General features: G+C 65.9%; 14 protein-coding genes and 1 riboswitch. Of the genes, 5 read left to right on the top strand and 9 right to left on the bottom strand.

All coding sequences use genetic code 11. From position 1 onward, the window contains the following. The first annotated feature begins 52 nt into the window (after positions 1–52). The 3 genes from C3Y92_RS06320 to C3Y92_RS06310 all read left to right on the top strand — a co-directional run bounded on the left by C3Y92_RS06320 (position 53) and on the right by C3Y92_RS06310 (position 2,309). Positions 53–949, top strand: a complete 897-nt coding sequence (locus tag C3Y92_RS06320) for an L-2-amino-thiazoline-4-carboxylic acid hydrolase (protein WP_129350766.1) — start codon at positions 53–55, stop codon at positions 947–949. A 143-nt stretch (positions 950–1,092) separates the two neighbouring features. Continuing rightward, positions 1,093–1,695, top strand: a complete 603-nt coding sequence (locus C3Y92_RS06315) for a Maf family protein (RefSeq protein WP_129350763.1) — start codon at positions 1,093–1,095, stop codon at positions 1,693–1,695. 26 nt (positions 1,696–1,721) lie between these two features. Continuing rightward, a complete protein-coding gene (locus tag C3Y92_RS06310; protein WP_129350760.1) occupies positions 1,722–2,309 on the top strand; it encodes a DJ-1/PfpI family protein in 588 nt (195 codons plus the stop codon). 95 nt (positions 2,310–2,404) lie between these two features. Here C3Y92_RS06310 and C3Y92_RS06305 read toward each other — a convergent pair whose 3' ends face one another. The 7 genes from C3Y92_RS06305 to C3Y92_RS06275 all read right to left on the bottom strand — a co-directional run bounded on the left by C3Y92_RS06305 (position 2,405) and on the right by C3Y92_RS06275 (position 9,410). Further along, on the bottom strand, positions 2,405–3,664 hold the full coding sequence (locus C3Y92_RS06305; RefSeq protein WP_129350757.1) for a serine hydroxymethyltransferase: 1,260 nt from the start codon (positions 3,662–3,664) through the stop codon (positions 2,405–2,407). A 34-nt stretch (positions 3,665–3,698) separates the two neighbouring features. After that, a riboswitch (ZMP/ZTP riboswitch) is annotated at positions 3,699–3,781 on the bottom strand. A 53-nt stretch (positions 3,782–3,834) separates the two neighbouring features. Then, positions 3,835–4,740, bottom strand: coding sequence for a heme o synthase (cyoE, locus tag C3Y92_RS06300; protein WP_129350754.1), 906 nt, complete (start codon positions 4,738–4,740; stop codon positions 3,835–3,837). A gap of 11 nt (positions 4,741–4,751) precedes the next feature. Further along, on the bottom strand, positions 4,752–5,075 hold the full coding sequence (gene cyoD / locus C3Y92_RS06295; protein ID WP_129350751.1) for a cytochrome o ubiquinol oxidase subunit IV: 324 nt from the start codon (positions 5,073–5,075) through the stop codon (positions 4,752–4,754). Further along, on the bottom strand, positions 5,072–5,713 hold the full coding sequence (gene cyoC / locus C3Y92_RS06290) for a cytochrome o ubiquinol oxidase subunit III (protein ID WP_129350748.1): 642 nt from the start codon (positions 5,711–5,713) through the stop codon (positions 5,072–5,074). The genes cyoD and cyoC overlap by 4 nt, the downstream gene beginning before the upstream one ends. Positions 5,714–5,753: 40 nt before the next feature. After that, the gene (cyoB, locus tag C3Y92_RS06285) at positions 5,754–7,739 is read right to left on the bottom strand and encodes a cytochrome o ubiquinol oxidase subunit I (RefSeq protein WP_129350744.1); all 1,986 of its coding nucleotides are present in this window, start codon (positions 7,737–7,739) and stop codon (positions 5,754–5,756) included. An 18-nt stretch (positions 7,740–7,757) separates the two neighbouring features. After that, entirely contained in the window at positions 7,758–8,717 is a 960-nt protein-coding gene (gene cyoA / locus C3Y92_RS06280; protein WP_129350741.1) for a ubiquinol oxidase subunit II, read from the bottom strand. 63 nt (positions 8,718–8,780) lie between these two features. Further along, positions 8,781–9,410, bottom strand: a complete 630-nt coding sequence (locus C3Y92_RS06275) for a hypothetical protein (protein ID WP_129350738.1) — start codon at positions 9,408–9,410, stop codon at positions 8,781–8,783. Between the two features lie 262 nt (positions 9,411–9,672). Between C3Y92_RS06275 and C3Y92_RS06270 the strand changes: the two genes are divergently transcribed. Next, a complete protein-coding gene (locus C3Y92_RS06270) occupies positions 9,673–10,677 on the top strand; it encodes a zinc-binding alcohol dehydrogenase family protein (RefSeq protein ID WP_129350735.1) in 1,005 nt (334 codons plus the stop codon). Positions 10,678–10,878: 201 nt separating this feature from the next. Here C3Y92_RS06270 and C3Y92_RS06265 read toward each other — a convergent pair whose 3' ends face one another. Continuing rightward, positions 10,879–11,991 carry a glycosyltransferase family 2 protein gene (locus C3Y92_RS06265; protein WP_129350731.1) on the bottom strand — a complete coding sequence of 371 codons (1,113 nt, stop codon included), beginning with the start codon at positions 11,989–11,991 and terminating at the stop codon, positions 10,879–10,881. Between the two features lie 220 nt (positions 11,992–12,211). Here C3Y92_RS06265 and C3Y92_RS06260 point away from each other — a divergent pair, with 220 nt between their 5' ends. Continuing rightward, positions 12,212–13,594 carry a LysM peptidoglycan-binding domain-containing protein gene (locus tag C3Y92_RS06260; RefSeq protein ID WP_129350729.1) on the top strand — a complete coding sequence of 461 codons (1,383 nt, stop codon included), beginning with the start codon at positions 12,212–12,214 and terminating at the stop codon, positions 13,592–13,594. Between the two features lie 72 nt (positions 13,595–13,666). Here the strand turns inward: C3Y92_RS06260 and C3Y92_RS06255 are convergent, their stop codons facing one another. Beyond that, entirely contained in the window at positions 13,667–14,563 is an 897-nt protein-coding gene (locus C3Y92_RS06255; RefSeq protein WP_129350726.1) for a DMT family transporter, read from the bottom strand. Positions 14,564–14,658: the final 95 nt, after the last annotated feature.

Genomic DNA, 14,658 nt, shown 5'->3' with positions numbered 1-14,658 from the left:
GCCCTTCTTCGGTCCTTGGACCTTCACCCAACCGGCAACAGGAATCGGGACCATGCTGCACCATCCTTTCGCCTCCCATACCCAGGAAGCGGCCGGCCTCTCCCGCCGCGCCGTGCTCAAGGCCGGCCTTGTCGGGGCTTGTACCCTGCTGACCCCGTGCGCCGCCTGGGCCGCCGCCAAGAAAGAACACCCGGCCGACCCCAAAGCCGCGCCCAAAACACCCCCAGGCCCGGCCCCGGCCACGCCCGAACCCGGCTACTACATGGCCAACAAGGCGAAATTTATCGCCGACTTCAAGGGCGTGTGCGGCGGCGCGGAAAAATGGATGGCCGCCCGCATCCCCGCCCCAACGGCCAAGGCCGCCGCCGACGACGCCCTGCGACGCTTCGAACTGCTGCTGCCCACCCTGCCCGACCTGGGCGGCACGGCCAACCGCAACCAGCCGTTTATCACCATGGCCGGCTGGCTCGCCGCCCTGTGCCAGGCCATGCGCGAAAAAGGCATGACCGCCAAGGATTCCGGCCGGCTGCTCTACGACCTCTACGCCGCCGACTGGGCCAGCGTGCCGCCGGCCAAGGCCCAAGCCATGGGCGCGGCCCTTTTTACCCCGGCCGCGCAGGAATCCATCAAGCTGTGGGCCGAAACCACCCAGAAACGCCTGCTGCCCGGCGACTGGGTCGTGCGCTACGTCGCCCCGGACAAAACCTTCGACGTCGGCTATGACTACCTCGAATGCGGCGCCTGCAAATACTTCAAGGCCCAAGGCGTGGCCGAAGTCGCGCCCTACTACTGCTTAAACGACTTCCTGGCCTCCCGCGCCCAGGGCACGGGACTGTCGCGCCAACACACCATCGCCCAGGGCGATCCGCTGTGCGACTTCCGCTACAAACGCGGCCGGCCCGTCACCCAGGACTGGAACACCGAAACGCCAAAGTTTAAAGTGGGTTGAGAGAGGAAGTAAGGGGAAGAGGCCTCCGGCGGCCAAAGGGGCTGAGCCCCTTTGGAAACCCCACCTGGGGAAAGGGGAATGTTCCTGTTGTTGCCGGGGGTTCGTTGGGTGTTCGTTTAAAAATTATGGGATTCTAGAGGGATATGAGCGTTACGCACACAAGACTGATTCTGGCCTCGGCCTCGCCGCGCCGCCGCGAACTGCTGGCCCTGGCCGGTGTTCCCTTTGACATCGTCGTCAGCCCGGCCCAGGAGCCGGACCCGGACGTGAACGAACATCCCGCCGCCTACGCCGCCCGCATGGCCCGGCTCAAGGCCGCCGCCGTGGCCCAGATGCACCCCACGGCCGTGGTCCTTGGCGCGGATTCCGTGGTGGCCGTGGGCGAGACCATCCTCGGCAAACCGGCCGACGCCGCCGACGCCCTGCGCATGTTGCGGCTGCTCTCCGGTCGCAGCCATCAGGTGGTGACCGGCTGTGCCCTCTTCGCCCCCGGCCGGGAACCCGTGATTTTCACGGTCGCCACCGAGGTGACCATGGGCGTGGTGGCGGAAGACCGGCTCGCGGCCTACGTCGCCACCGGCGAACCCATGGACAAGGCCGGCTCTTACGCCATCCAGGGCGGCGCGGCGGCCTTTGTCACCGCCATTTGCGGTTCGTATACCAATGTCGTCGGCTTGCCGTTGGCCGAAGTGGTGGCGGCGCTTTCGAACCTGGGCGTCCTGGCCAAGCCGCGCCAAGCATCGTAGCGCGGCGCGCCAACAGGAAACAGACCATGCAAAAGGCCCATGTCCTGCTTTTCGACGGCTACGCCGATTGGGAAATCGGCTATGTGCTGGCCGAACTGCGCCGTATCGGCAACCTGCCGGTGGCGACCGTCGGGTTCACCGACGCCCCGGTCGTTTCCATGGGCGGGTTGACGGTCACCCCGGACACGACCTTGGCCGCCGTCGTCCCCGACGATGTGCGGCTTTTTATCCTTCCGGGCGGTACGCTGTGGGAGCAGGCCTACCCGGCCGAGGCCCTCCACGCCCTGCTCCAGGCTCTTGACCGCCAGGCCGTGCCCCTGGCCGCGATCTGCGCGGCCACGACCGTTTTCGCCAAGGCCGGCGTGCTGCAGGGCAAAAAACACACGTCCAATGCCTTGAAATATCTTCGGGAACACGTTCCCGGTTATCAAGGGGACAAGGACTACGTGGACGAGATGGCCGTCACCGACGGCCATGTGACCACGGCCAGCGGCCTGGGCAGCGTCGAATTCGCCAGGAACATCCTGGGAGCCTTGGCAATCGTCACCCCGCAGCTCCGGGATCTCTGGTACCGCGCCTTCAAGTACGGGGAATACCCCGAGGACTTCGGCTAACACCCGCGCCCGACGACACGGCTTCGGACACGGCCGCGCAGCCGTCAGCGGGCGAGACTCCGGCCTCGCCCGCTGCCATTATTTCGCTCTCTCCCCTACTCCAGCCCCGGCACCGGGAACCGCCCGCACATTTCCGCCACTTCCGCCCGTACGGCGGCGCGCTTGGCCGCGTCGGACGGACTGGCCAGCACCTCGGCGATCCAGCCGGCGAGCTTGACCATCTCCGCCTCGCCCATGCCACGGGTGGTGGCCGCCGGCGTGCCCAGGCGGATGCCCGAGGGCCGCAGCGGCGGGTTGGGATCGTCGGGGATGATCTGCTTGTTGGTGGTCAGCCCGGCCTCGTCGAGCAATTCCTCGGCCGTGCGGCCGTCCAGGCCAAAGCTCGCCTGGGTGTTGGCCACCAGCATGTGGTTGTCCGTGCCGCCGGTAACAAGCGACACGCCGCGCCCGGCCAGCTCCGTGCCCAGACGGCGGGCGTTGGCCAGCACCTGGGAGGCGTAAACCTTGAACTCCGGGGCCAGCGCCTTGCCGAGCGTAATGGCGATGCCGGCGATGACGTTCATGTGCGGTCCGCCCTGCAAGCCCGGGAAGACCGATTTGTCGATGGCCGGAGCGAGGGCCTTGCGGCACAGGATCATGCCGCCGCGTGGGCCGCGCAGGGATTTATGGGAGGTGGTGGTCACCACGTCGAATCCGGCGTCAAAGGGATTGCGCATGACGCCGCCGGCCACCAGTCCGGCATAGTGCGAGGCGTCGCACATGGTGTAGGCCCCGACCTCGTCGGCGATGGCTTTAAACGCCGCGTAGTCGAGGTCGCGGGGGTAGGAAGTGTAGCCGCACAGCACCAGCCTGGGCTTATGCTCCCGGGCCAGGGCGCGCACCACGTCGAAGTCGATGGCCCCGTCGCCGGGATTGGTCTTGTAGCGCACGAAGTTGAAAAGCCGCCCCATGTGAGAGACCGGCGCGCCGTGGGTGAGATGGCCGCCGTGGGACAGGTCCATGGCGAGAATCGTGTCGCCCGGCTCCAGCAGCCCGAGGTACACGGCCTGGTTCATGGGCGAGCCGGACAGGGGCTGGACGTTGGCGTGTTCGCAGCCAAAGACCGCGCAAGCCCGCTGCCGGGCCAGATTCTCGATCTGGTCCGTGAATTCCTGGCCGCCGTAGTAGCGCCGGCCGGGGTAGCCTTCGGAATACTTGTTGGTGAACACGCTGCCCAGGGCGGCCAGCACTTCGGGATAGGTGTAGTTCTCGGACGGAATGAGTTCGATGCCTGAGCGTTGGCGGTTTTCCTCGCCGGCTAAGGTGGCGAACACTTCGGGATCGGTGGCGGCAAGCAGATCGAAGAACGCGCGCATGGGCTCCTCCTGGTCGGGAAGGTTGGCGTCGGTACGACGCAGCCCAGGCGAGCGGCTATGGCAGGTTTCGCGCTTCCTCGTGGTGACCCACTGTTCTCGCCAGTCACGCGAAACGGATGATTGCGGCGATTTCTCTCTAGCGCCGGGACGGGCGGACCGTCAAGAGGCGATCAGCTTTGGGCGGTCGGGGCCTCGGCCGGAGCGTCGAGCGCCCCGCCGCGCTTGGCCGGGTCCAGGGCCAGGGCCAGGGCCAGCAGGCAGACCACCACGATGGACGCCAGATAGACCCGCCGGCCCCAGCCCCGGGCCCGGGCGGCGCTGTAGCCGTGCAGGGCCACGGCCAGCCAGCAGGCGCCCGAGACCGTAGCCACGGCCAAATAGGCCTGGCCGGCGTAGCCGAACACGCCCAGCAGCACGGCGGCCAGCACAAAGGCGGCGATGTGCCAGACGATGTGGCGGCGCGTGGCGTCAAAGCCTTGTTTGACCGGCAGCACCGGCAGGCCGGCGGCGGCGTAGTCGTCGAAGCGGTGCAGGGTCACGGCGTAGGAATGGGGAACCTGCCACAGGCAAAAAAGGGTCAGCACCATGGCCGCGCCAAGGTCCAAGTCTCCCCCGGCAGCGCAGTAGGCGGCGAGCGGCGGGGCCGCGCCGGCCAGACTGCCGACCACGGTGCTGGCCGGCGAGCGGCGCTTGAGCCAGGCGCTGTAGACCCCGACATAGACCACGAAGCCGCCCAGGGTGACGGCCACCGTTGTCGGCGTCGTCCAGACGGCCAACACGGCCGTGCCGAAAAGGCCAAGGACGGCGGCGTAGGCCAGGCCGACCCAAAGGGGCATCCGGCCGGCGGCCATGGCCCGGCCGCGCGTGCGGGCCATGGCCCGGTCCAGGCGGCTGTCGATGCCGTTGTTGGCGACGCAACCCGAGGCCACCACCAGCCCGATGCCGGCCAGGGCCGCGAAAAACGTTCCCCAAACCACGGCCCCGCCGCAGCCCAGGAAAAACCCGGCCCCGGCCGTGACCAGATTGGCCGCCGCCAGCCACGGCTTGGCCACGCCGACAAAATCCCGAAAACCCACCCCGCCTCCGCTTACATCCGCTCGTGCAGGCCGTACATGATCCAGATGGAACCGCCGATGAACAGGAACATGAGGAAGAAGGTAAAAAGCAGCGCCATCAGGTTCCAGTACATGGCCGACGACCGGTCCACGTGCAGGAAATAGCGCAGCTGCACGAAAAGCTGGATCACGGCCAGGGCGAAAAGGGCCAGGATCAACGGCAGGCGCGGCAAGGCCCCGCCCATGACCAAGCCAAAGGCAACCAGGGTAAGGACGACGGAAGCGGCGAAACCCACGGCGTAGGACTTGACCGTGCCCACGGCCGCGCCGGCGTTGTCGGTTGGCGAACGGCTCATTGCACGACCCCCAGCAGGTAGACGACGGTGAAAACCCCGATCCAGACGATGTCGAGAAAATGCCAGAACATGCCCAGGCGGGTAAGCCGCCCCTTGACCGGGGCGGTGAGGCCCTTGGACGAAAGCTGGGCCAGCATGACCACAATCCACAGCAGGCCAAAGGTCACGTGCAGGCCGTGGGTGCCGACCAGGGTGAAAAAGGCCGAGAGAAAACCGCTGCGGTCCGGCCCGGCCCCGATGCTGATAAGATGATGGAACTCGGCCAGCTCCATGCCCAGGAACCCCAGGCCCAGGGCGAAGGCGGCCACAAGCCCCAGGCGCAGGGAGCGCAGGTCGCCCTTGTGCATGGCGACCATGGCCAGACCGTAGGCCGCGCTGCTGGTCAAAAGCAGCATGGTTTCCACGAGCACGGCCGGCAGCTCGAAGAGGTCCTTGGGCGTGGGCCCGCCGGCGTAGTTGTGGGCCATGACCACGTAGGTGGCGAAAAGCGCCGAGAAGACGATGAGGTCGCTCATCAGGTAGAGCCAGAACCCGAAGGCCTGGATCTCGCCCATGTCATGGCTGCCGTGGCTTCCGGGGCCGCCGTGGACCTCGTGGCCGGGCGCGCCGGAGAGATGGGCCATTTGCGCTGTCGTCATGCGTTCCTCCAACAAGGCTTGGGGCCGTTGGCTTGGGTCTTTATGAGCCGGCCGTTCCCGGCAGCGCCGGCCGCACACGCGCGTCCTCGATGCGGGCCACTTCCGCGGCCGGGATGACCATGAACAGGTCGTCGGCGCAGCCCCGGGCCGTGACCACGGCGATCATGCCCAGGGTCGTCACCACCGCCAGCCACCAGATATGCCAGATGACGGCGAAGCCGAAGACAAAGGCGACCACGCCCAGGACAAAGCCGTGCCAGGAGTTTTTGGGCATGACGATGTCCTCGTAATGATCGGGGCGGGCATAGGCCACCCCGCGCTCCTTCATGTCCCAGAAGGCGTCGATGTCATGCACCTCGGGGATGACGGCGAAGTTGTACACGGCCGGGGGCGAGGCCGTGGCCCATTCCAGGGTGCGGCCGTCCCAGGGGTCGCCGGTGGTGTCGGCGTTGGCCTTGCGGTTCATGAAGCTCACGAACAGCTGCATGAGCATGCAGCCGACGCCGGCGGCGATAATCAGCGTGCCCACGGCGGCGATAATCAGCGGCAGTTGCCAGGCCGGGTTGTCATAGTGCTGCATCCGCCTGGGCATGCCCATGAAGCCCAACACGTAGAGCGGCACGAAGGACATGTAGAAGCCGATGAGCCAGCACCAAAACGACCGCTTGCCCCAGGTTTCGTCCAATTTGAAGCCCGTGGCCTTGGGGAACCAGTAGGCAAAGCCGGCCAGGAAGCCGAAAAGCGTCCCGGGAATCAGCATGTTGTGGAAGTGGGCGATGAGAAACAGGCTGTTGTGGAGCACGTAGTCGGCCGGCGGGATGGACATGAGCACGCCAGTCAGCCCGCCCAGCACAAAGGTGGTCAGAAAACCGATGGTCCAGAGCATGGGCGTGGTCATGCGCACCCGGCCCTTGTACATGGTGAAAAGCCAGTTAAAGACTTTCACGCCCGTGGGGATGGCGATGACCATGGTGGAGATGCCGAAGAAGATGTTGACGTTGGCGCTGGTGCCCATGGTGAAGAAATGGTGGGCCCAGACGGCGAACGACAGGAACATGATGACGGCCGTGGCGTAGACCAGGGAGGTGTAGCCGAAGATGCGCTTTCTGGAGAAGGTGGCCACCACTTCGGAGTAGATGCCAAAGGCCGGCAGGATGACGATGTAGACTTCCGGATGGCCCCAGGTCCAGAAGAGGTTGATGTACATCATCGTGTTGCCGCCAAAATCGTTGGTGAAAAAGTGCATGCCGAGATACCGGTCCAGGGACAGCATGAGGAGCGCGGCGGTGAGCATGGGGAAGGCGAAGATAATCAGGATGTTGGTGAGAAGCGCTGTCCAGGTGAAAAGCGGCATGCGCATGAGCGTCATGCCCGGAGCGCGCATCTTGATGATGGTCACCAGGAAGTTGATGCCGGTTAAAAGCGTGCCGACGCCCGATATCTGGATCGACCACAGCCAGTAGTCCACGCCAGTGTCCGGGCTGTAGGCCAGTTCGGTTAAGGGCGTATAGCCCGACCAGCCGGCCTTGGAGAATTCGCCCACGCCCAGGGAGACCATGACCAAAAGCGCCCCGGCCACGGACAGCCACAGGCTGACGGCGTTGAGAAATGGAAAGGCCACGTCGCGCGCGCCGATCTGCTGGGGGATGATGATGTTCATGAGGCCCGAGAGAAACGGCATGGCCATGAAAAGGATCATGATGGTGCCGTGGGCCGAAAACACCTGATTGAAATGGTCGGGCGGCAAAAAGCCCGGGGACGCGCCCACGGCCATGGCCTGCTGGGCCCGCATCATGATGGCGTCGGAAAAGCCGCGCAGCAGCATGATGAGCGAGAGGATGATGTACATGATGCCGATTTTCTTGTGGTCCACGCTGGTGAGCCACTCGCACCAGAGGTACGGCCATTTCTTCAGGTAGGTGATGAGCCCCAGGACGGCCAGCGCGCCTAAAAGCGAACCGACCACCGCGCCCATGACGATGGGATCATGGTAGGGGACGGCGGCGAGGGTGAGTTTTCCGAACATGTGACTGGTCCTCCTGGCCTATTGGCCGTGTCCCTGATGGCCGGTTTGGCTGCCGTGCCCGCCTTGTCCGCCATGGCCGCCGGAGCCGCCGTGGCCGCCATGGCTTGCCGGCTGGGGCGAACCCTGCTTGGTCATGGGGTCGTATTTGCCAAGGATGGCCTCGAAGATGCCCGGCTCGACCTTGGAGAAATAGACCGGGCCGGCCGCGACGCCGGGTTTGCGCAGTTCGTCGAACCGGGCCATGTCCAGGGTCTCGGGCGAGGCTTTGACCTTTTGCAGCCAGGCGTCGAACGCCGTCTGGGAGACGGCCCGGGCCGGGAAAAACATGTCCGGGTAGCCCGCGCCACTGAATTGCTGGTTCTGGCCGACGTAGTCCCCTTCCGTATCGGCCAGCAGATGGAGCTTCGTGCGCATGCCGCCCATGGCGTAGATCTGGCTGCCCAGGCGCGGGATGAAAAACGAGGTCATGACCGTGTCGGAGGTGATGTCAAAGGCCAGGGGCATCCCGGCCGGAAAGACCAGCTCGTTGACCACGGCCACGCCCTGCCGCGGATAGATGAACAGCCATTTCCAATCGAGGCTCACCACCTCGACAGGCAGTTGCTTGTCCGGTGCGGCCAGGGGCTTGTAGGGGTCCAGGCGGTGGGTCTCGATCCACAGCAACGTGGAGAGCAGGATGACGATGACCAGGGGGATCAGCCACATGACCAGCTCGATCTTGCCCGAATGACTCCACTTGGGCGCGTACTCGGCTGCGGTGTTGGATTCCCGGTACTTGTAGGGAAACCACACGGCCATGACGATGACCGGGATGACCACGATGAGCATGAGCCCGAAGGCGATAAAGATAAGCCGTCGCTCGGCCTCGCCGATAGGCCCCTTGGGATCAAGCAGCGCCAGTTCGCTGCATCCCGAAAGGGCGGCCAGGGCCAGCAGCCCAAGGACGGCGGCGAAGGCGGAAGCGGTGTTGCGTTTCATGGTCTCTCCCACGTTGCGCGGTGCAAGAGGATCAGGGCTACAGGGACAGCGGCAAGGACATGGTCATCCCGCCTTTCGGCCAAGCACGCACAAATCGCCGGTCTCCACGCCGCAGCGCCCGCCTAGGGCTCCGGCGGACATGGCCTCTGTCATGTAGATGACGAGATTGACGAAGCGGCAGCCGGTGAAGGTCGAGCGCTGAAAATAGGCCGCCGTGTTCACCCGCTCGTCGGCGGCCACCACCACGATGTCGCACAGGTGGAAGGAACACTCTTCCAGCGTGCTCGAATCCTGAAGAAAGATGGAGCCCGGGCCGGTGAGCTCGCATTTGACGAAGGTTTTCCCCTCATGGACCCGGAAATAGGGCGAATAGAGCTCGGCCGCGCCGATTTTTTCCAGTTCAAAGCGCTCCCGCAGGGCCAGGCTTTGCTTGTCCTGGTAGGTGATGAGCTTCAGGTGGCGCGCCTTGTCCACGGCGGCCATGGCCAGCACCACCACCAGGGCCACGCCGGAAAACAGCAGCGAGGTGAGGATGCCGACAAGCAGCCACGCCCCGACCACATGGGGCTTCAGCACGCTCGTCAGCGAAGCGACCAGCAGCAAACAGACCAGGGTGGCGACCAGGAAAATCGCCAGCGCGTGCTTGATGAAAAAATTGGCCACAGCCCCGAGCCGTCCGTCGCTTGTGCCCATGCGCGCCTCCAGACAGGGAGATATGCTTGAGCTTATTGCGGTTTCCCGGGAACAAGTCAATGCGCCATCAGCGAAAATGTCGCGACGGCAACCGGGCATGACCAGGAACCGGCCTGCAAGAACGGAGCGGACATGCGCCCGCAGGTTCGGGCCCTCCCCCCCAAATCCGTTCCTCCGCCCGGCCATTTGTGGCATGCTGGCGTCAAATCCGGGACCGGCCGCCATGACGGCCCTCCCTGTTCCCGAAGCCCAAGGAGCACCCATGAAAGCCATCATCGCCACGGGCGGCCTCGATCCCGACGCGCCCCAGGCCTTTACGGAAAAGGAACTGCCCGAGCCAGAACCCCGAGAGCACGACATTGTCGTGCGCCTGCAAGCCGTGGGCGTAAACCCCGTGGACACCAAGGTCTTTGATCGGCTGGCCCCTGGCCAGGAACGGATTCTGGGCTGGGACGCCCAGGGCTTGGTGGAGGCCGTGGGCGCCAAGGCCGGCCGTTTTGCGCCGGGCCAGGCCGTCTACTACGCCGGCTCCATCACCCGCGACGGCTGCAACGCCGCCTATCAGGCCGTGGACGCCCGTCTCGTCGCCCCGGCCCCGGCAAGCCTGTCCCCGGCCCAAGCCGCCGCCCTGCCGCTGACCGGCCTCACGGCCTGGGAAGGGTTGTTCGACCGGCTGGGGTTCACCCCGGCACAGGGGGCCAACGCCGGCCGCAGCCTGCTGGTCGTCGGCGGGGCCGGCGGGGTCGGGTCCATGGTCGTCCAACTGGCCGCCTGGGCCGGCCTTGACGTCACGGCCACGGCCGGCCGGCCGGAGTCAGCCGCCTGGTGCCTGGAGATCGGGGCAAAAAACGTCCTTGGCCGGGGCGATCTGGCAGCCGAGGCCGAGGCGGCCGGGCTGGGCGATTTCGACGCGATCTACTGCAGCACCCACATGGAGGAGCATTGGACGGCCATGGCCCGGGTCGTCGCGCCCCAAGGCTCGGTCTGCCTCATCGACGACCCGTCCGGGCCGCTGGACATCACGGTGTTCAAGCAGAAAGCCGTGCGCCTGTGCTGGGAGTTCATGTTCGCCCGTTCGATGTTCGCCACCCCGGACATGGCCCGCCAGGGGGAAATTTTGGAGCAGATAGCCGGACTCCTCGACGCCGGACGCCTGCGCCCCACCCTGGCCCTGACCATCGAGGGCCTTACGGCCGAGTCCGTGCGCCAGGCCCATATCCGCCAGCGCAGCGGAACCATGGTCGGCAAGCAGGTCATCACGGTCTAGCGGAGCGTCCCTTAAAAATACGATCGTATTTTTAAGAAAAAAAAGCTTTTTCAATACATTATCAACGAAACGCTTTATGCGCTTTTCGTGGACCCGACACGAGGTCGCGTCGGTGTCCTTGGCCTGTACGCACGGTCCGGGCCGGGCCGGGGCGTTCCCGTAACACTCCGGCCCGGCATCGCCCCATGCTGCGGCCGGGCCTTATTTCGCCGCAGACGGCAGGGCGTCGTAGAAGGAAAAATCCCAATCCTCCCGGACGTCCTCGGCGGCCAGCTCGGGCACGGCGGCGGCCAGGGCCGCCGGGGCGTCGGGCGGCAGCAAGGAAGCCAGCGCCTGGGCCAGGGCGGCCACCAGGGGGGCAGCCTGTCCGGCCCCTGCGAACGAGGCCGTCTCGTGCCCCAGGCGAGCCAGATCGGCCAGCAAATACGCCCCGGCCAGGGGTTCGGGCAACGCCCCGGCCAGGGCCGCCGGCAGGGCCGCCGCCGCGTTGCTATAACCGGCCCGGGCCAGGATTTCGACCAGGGCGTGGGCCAGATACAGGCAGTCGTAATAGAGGAAGGCGGGATTGACGGCCCGGTGGCGCTCCATGCGCCGGCCCACGGCCACAAGCAGGGCGTTGGCCGGATCAATGGGATTGGCCTTGGCCGCCTCCAGGAATTCCGGCCCCTGCCAGGTCCAGCCGCGCCGGGCCATGGTGGTGCGGGACAGCCGCCGTATCTGCCGGGCCGGCGGCCCGGGCAGGATGCGCAGGGACAGGCCGGCGGCGCGCAGGGTGCGGCTGAAATGCACGTCTTCATGGAGCCGGCCGGCATAGTCGTGGAAGCCGTGGCGCTGCCAGACCTCGCGGCGCATGAGCCACACCCCGGCCGGCGCGACCTGGGCCTCGCCGGAAAAGCCGTTGGCCAGGCTGTAGCGCAGTTTCTGGTAGTCGGCCAAAAGGCCCTCTCCGGCGTCGTTGACGATGGGCGTGGCCACGATGCCGACCTCGGGCCGGGCCGCCTCGGGCAGGCAGCGGACCAGCCAGTCCGACGGCAGGCGGATGTCGGCGTCCAGGGACAGCACGAACCGGCTCCCGCACGCGCCCATGCCGGCGGCCTTGGCCCTGGCCGGCCCCTGGTTCGGCGACAGGCGCAACACCCGTGGAGCCGGGACCGTGTCCGGCGCGGCAAAGGGCACGGCCGAGCCGTCGTCCACCACCACGCATTCCCGGGGCAGGCCCCGCCAGGACCCGGCCTCGGCCAGAAGTCCGGCCGCCAAGGCGTGGTCGTTGTAAGTGTAGGTGACGAGCGACACGGCCAGACTCGGGCGTTTCATGCCCATATCCCCTCCCAAGGGCGGCAGTCTGCAGCGGTGGGCAGCGCGTGCGGCCGGCCATGGACCGGCCCGGCAAACATGAACAATATTTTCATTTTCCTGTAATCTTTCGTATTTGGAAAAACGTTGCCCCTTGGGCCGAGGTAGTCTAGAACGAACACTTCAAACTTGTTCACCTTCGATGACTCCATGACCCATTAGATCGTACCAAGGTGGTGCCATGCCTCGAATTCCAGCCTTCCTTTCCGCCTTCTTCTGCCTGGGCCTGGCCGTGGCAAGCCTCCCCTTCCAGGCGGACGCCTATACCGTCCAGGCCGGGGACACGCCGCAGTCCATCGCCAAAAAGCATAACATTTCCGTGGACGAGCTGCTCAAGGCCAACAAGAACCTCAAGCCCAACAAAATGCTCATCGGCGACAGCCTGACCATCCCCGGCGGCTCCGCTCCGGCCAAGGCCGACAAGAAAGCCCCGGAAAAAGAGCCTGCCCACAAGGACAAGGCGAAAGCCGAGCCGACCTCGCCCAAGGAACGCGCCGCCGAAGCCCGGGATCGGGAAAGAGAAAAAAAATCCGCCACCACAAGTTCCAGCGCAAGCGCCCCAGCTCCTGCCGCATCGGGCCACGGCGGCAGCTACACCGTCAAGAAAGGCGACAGCTTGGGGAGCATCGCCGCCAAGCATGGCGTCAGCGTGGACGAGCTTTTAAAGGCCAACAAGAATCTCAAGCCCACCAAAATGATGATCGGCGACGTGCTGACCCTGCCGGGCGGCGCGCCGGCCAAGGCCGATCACGCCAAGCCCGAACCGGCCGAAAAACCTGCTGCCAAATCGGCCAAGGCCACTGAACCCCACGACGCCACCATCAGCCACACCGTGCGCAAAAACGAGACGCCCGATTCCGTGGCCAAAAGCTACCGCATCAGCGTCAAGGAATTGGCCCGGCTCAACCCCGACATGGGCAAGAAGCTCCACGCCGGCCAGAAGCTGACCATTCCGGCGGCGGCGGCGGCCAAGGCGGCCGAAGCCGAATTGCCCGGGCGGGGCCTGCCCGAAGCCGAACCCGAAGCCGCGCCCGAACGGGTTCCGGCCAAAACGGCCCGCGCGCCCGAACCAGCCGATCCGACCCCATCTCTGCCCGAAAGCCGGGACTCCGCCGACGCCGAAGCGGCCTTTGAAAAAGGTATCGAATTCGGCAAGCAAAACAAGTTCCAAAAGGCCATCGAATTCTTTGACAAGGCCATCAAGCTCAATCCCAACCGGGCCGATTTCTTCGCCAGCCGGGGCCACGCCCACTACTATCTGGCCCAGTATCCCAAGGCCATCGACGACTATACCAAGGCCATCGAGAAAAACCCCAGCTTCGCCCTGGCCTATTCCATGCGGGGATTGAGCCGCGCCCGGTCCGATAAGTACCAGCAGGCCGTGGAGGATTTCAACAAGGCCATCAGCCTTGGCCCCACCGAAGCCGATTACTACAAGGGCCGGGGGTTCACCTACCTGCGGCTCAAACAGTACGGCCCCATGTGCCAGGACTACCAGAAGGCCTGTTCGCTGGGCGACTGCGAACTCCTCGAAAGCGTCAAAAAGGAAAAGCTCTGCCAGTAGGCGGACGCTGCTCGCCCACGAAAAAAGCCCGGTTTCGGCCGGGCTTTTTTTATGGAAAGAGTATCCTTTATCCTACGTCGAAGCCGGCTTGCGCGGCCACAGCTGAGCGGCCAACATGCCGGCGAACATCAGGCAGCAGCCAAAAAGCCCGCGTCCGCCCAGGCTCTCGTCCAGAAACAGCGCCCCGCCCACGGCCGCGAACACGGTCTCGAAGCTGAGCAGTACGGCGGCATGGGTCGGGTTGGCGTCGCGCTGGGCCACCACCTGCAGGGTATAGGCCACGCCCACGGACAGCACGCCGCCATAGAGGATGGCCCAGCCCGCGCCGGCCACGCCGGCCCAGGTGGTGTCCTCGAAGATCACCGCCGCCGTCAGGCTGAGGATTGAGCACACGGCATACTGGGCCAAGGCCAGGGGCAGCGCCCGGGTGCGCGGAGAAAGCCAGCCGATGACCAGCACATGGGCGGCCCAGAACACCGCGCCGACAAGTTCCAGGCCGTCGCCCGGGGCCAGGGTGAAATCCTCGGTGACGGACAGGAAATACAGGCCCACGGCGGCGGCCACCGCCCCGAGGACGTCGCCCCGGGCCGCCTTCTGGCCAAAAAAGAGGCCCAAAAGCGGCACCAGCACCACATACAGCCCGGTAATGAAGCCGGCTTTACCGGCGGTGGTGTAGAGCATCCCCACCTGCTGCAGGGTCGCGCCGGCAAAGAGCACCCCGCCGGCCACCAACCCGCCGAGCCAGGGAAAGCCGTCCTTGGCCCCGGGCAAAAACGGGGCCGGCGGCGGATAGCGCAGGGAGCGGATGGCCAAGGGGGCAAGCACCATGGCTCCCAGGGCAAAGCGGATGCCGTTGAAGGCCATGGGGCCGATATGGTCCATGCCCATCCGCTGGGCCACGAAGGCAAAGCCCCAGATAAGCGCGGTGACAAGACACAGGATGTCGGCCCGAAGCGAAGCCTGGCGCATGGTTCCTCCTTGCCGCCCTGCCCTCGGCCGGCCTGAAGCTTAGGTGGCCGTACCGGACGGCCGCCGCAGACGGCGCGGCCTGTGCCCGGGGCCGA

The organism is Solidesulfovibrio carbinolicus (assembly GCF_004135975.1).
Lineage (GTDB): Bacteria > Desulfobacterota > Desulfovibrionia > Desulfovibrionales > Desulfovibrionaceae > Solidesulfovibrio > Solidesulfovibrio carbinolicus.
The sequence above is the reverse complement of the archived record's forward strand: the minus strand, read 5'-3'. Positions and strand labels throughout refer to the sequence as shown.

Excerpts from the sequence above, each read along its gene's own strand:
- C3Y92_RS06320 (WP_129350766.1), top strand. The coding sequence starts at position 53 with ATGCTGCACCATCCTTTCGCCTCCCATACCCAGGAAGCGGCCGGCCTC.
- C3Y92_RS06315 (WP_129350763.1), top strand. The coding sequence starts at position 1,093 with ATGAGCGTTACGCACACAAGACTGATTCTGGCCTCGGCCTCGCCGCGC.
- C3Y92_RS06310 (WP_129350760.1), top strand. The coding sequence starts at position 1,722 with ATGCAAAAGGCCCATGTCCTGCTTTTCGACGGCTACGCCGATTGGGAA.
- C3Y92_RS06305 (WP_129350757.1), bottom strand. The coding sequence starts at position 3,664 with ATGCGCGCGTTCTTCGATCTGCTTGCCGCCACCGATCCCGAAGTGTTC.
- cyoD (WP_129350751.1), bottom strand. The coding sequence starts at position 5,075 with ATGAGCCGTTCGCCAACCGACAACGCCGGCGCGGCCGTGGGCACGGTC.
- cyoC (WP_129350748.1), bottom strand. The coding sequence starts at position 5,713 with ATGACGACAGCGCAAATGGCCCATCTCTCCGGCGCGCCCGGCCACGAG.
- cyoB (WP_129350744.1), bottom strand. The coding sequence starts at position 7,739 with ATGTTCGGAAAACTCACCCTCGCCGCCGTCCCCTACCATGATCCCATC.
- cyoA (WP_129350741.1), bottom strand. The coding sequence starts at position 8,717 with ATGAAACGCAACACCGCTTCCGCCTTCGCCGCCGTCCTTGGGCTGCTG.
- C3Y92_RS06275 (WP_129350738.1), bottom strand. The coding sequence starts at position 9,410 with ATGGGCACAAGCGACGGACGGCTCGGGGCTGTGGCCAATTTTTTCATC.
- C3Y92_RS06270 (WP_129350735.1), top strand. The coding sequence starts at position 9,673 with ATGAAAGCCATCATCGCCACGGGCGGCCTCGATCCCGACGCGCCCCAG.
- C3Y92_RS06265 (WP_129350731.1), bottom strand. The coding sequence starts at position 11,991 with ATGAAACGCCCGAGTCTGGCCGTGTCGCTCGTCACCTACACTTACAAC.
- C3Y92_RS06260 (WP_129350729.1), top strand. The coding sequence starts at position 12,212 with ATGCCTCGAATTCCAGCCTTCCTTTCCGCCTTCTTCTGCCTGGGCCTG.
- C3Y92_RS06255 (WP_129350726.1), bottom strand. The coding sequence starts at position 14,563 with ATGCGCCAGGCTTCGCTTCGGGCCGACATCCTGTGTCTTGTCACCGCG.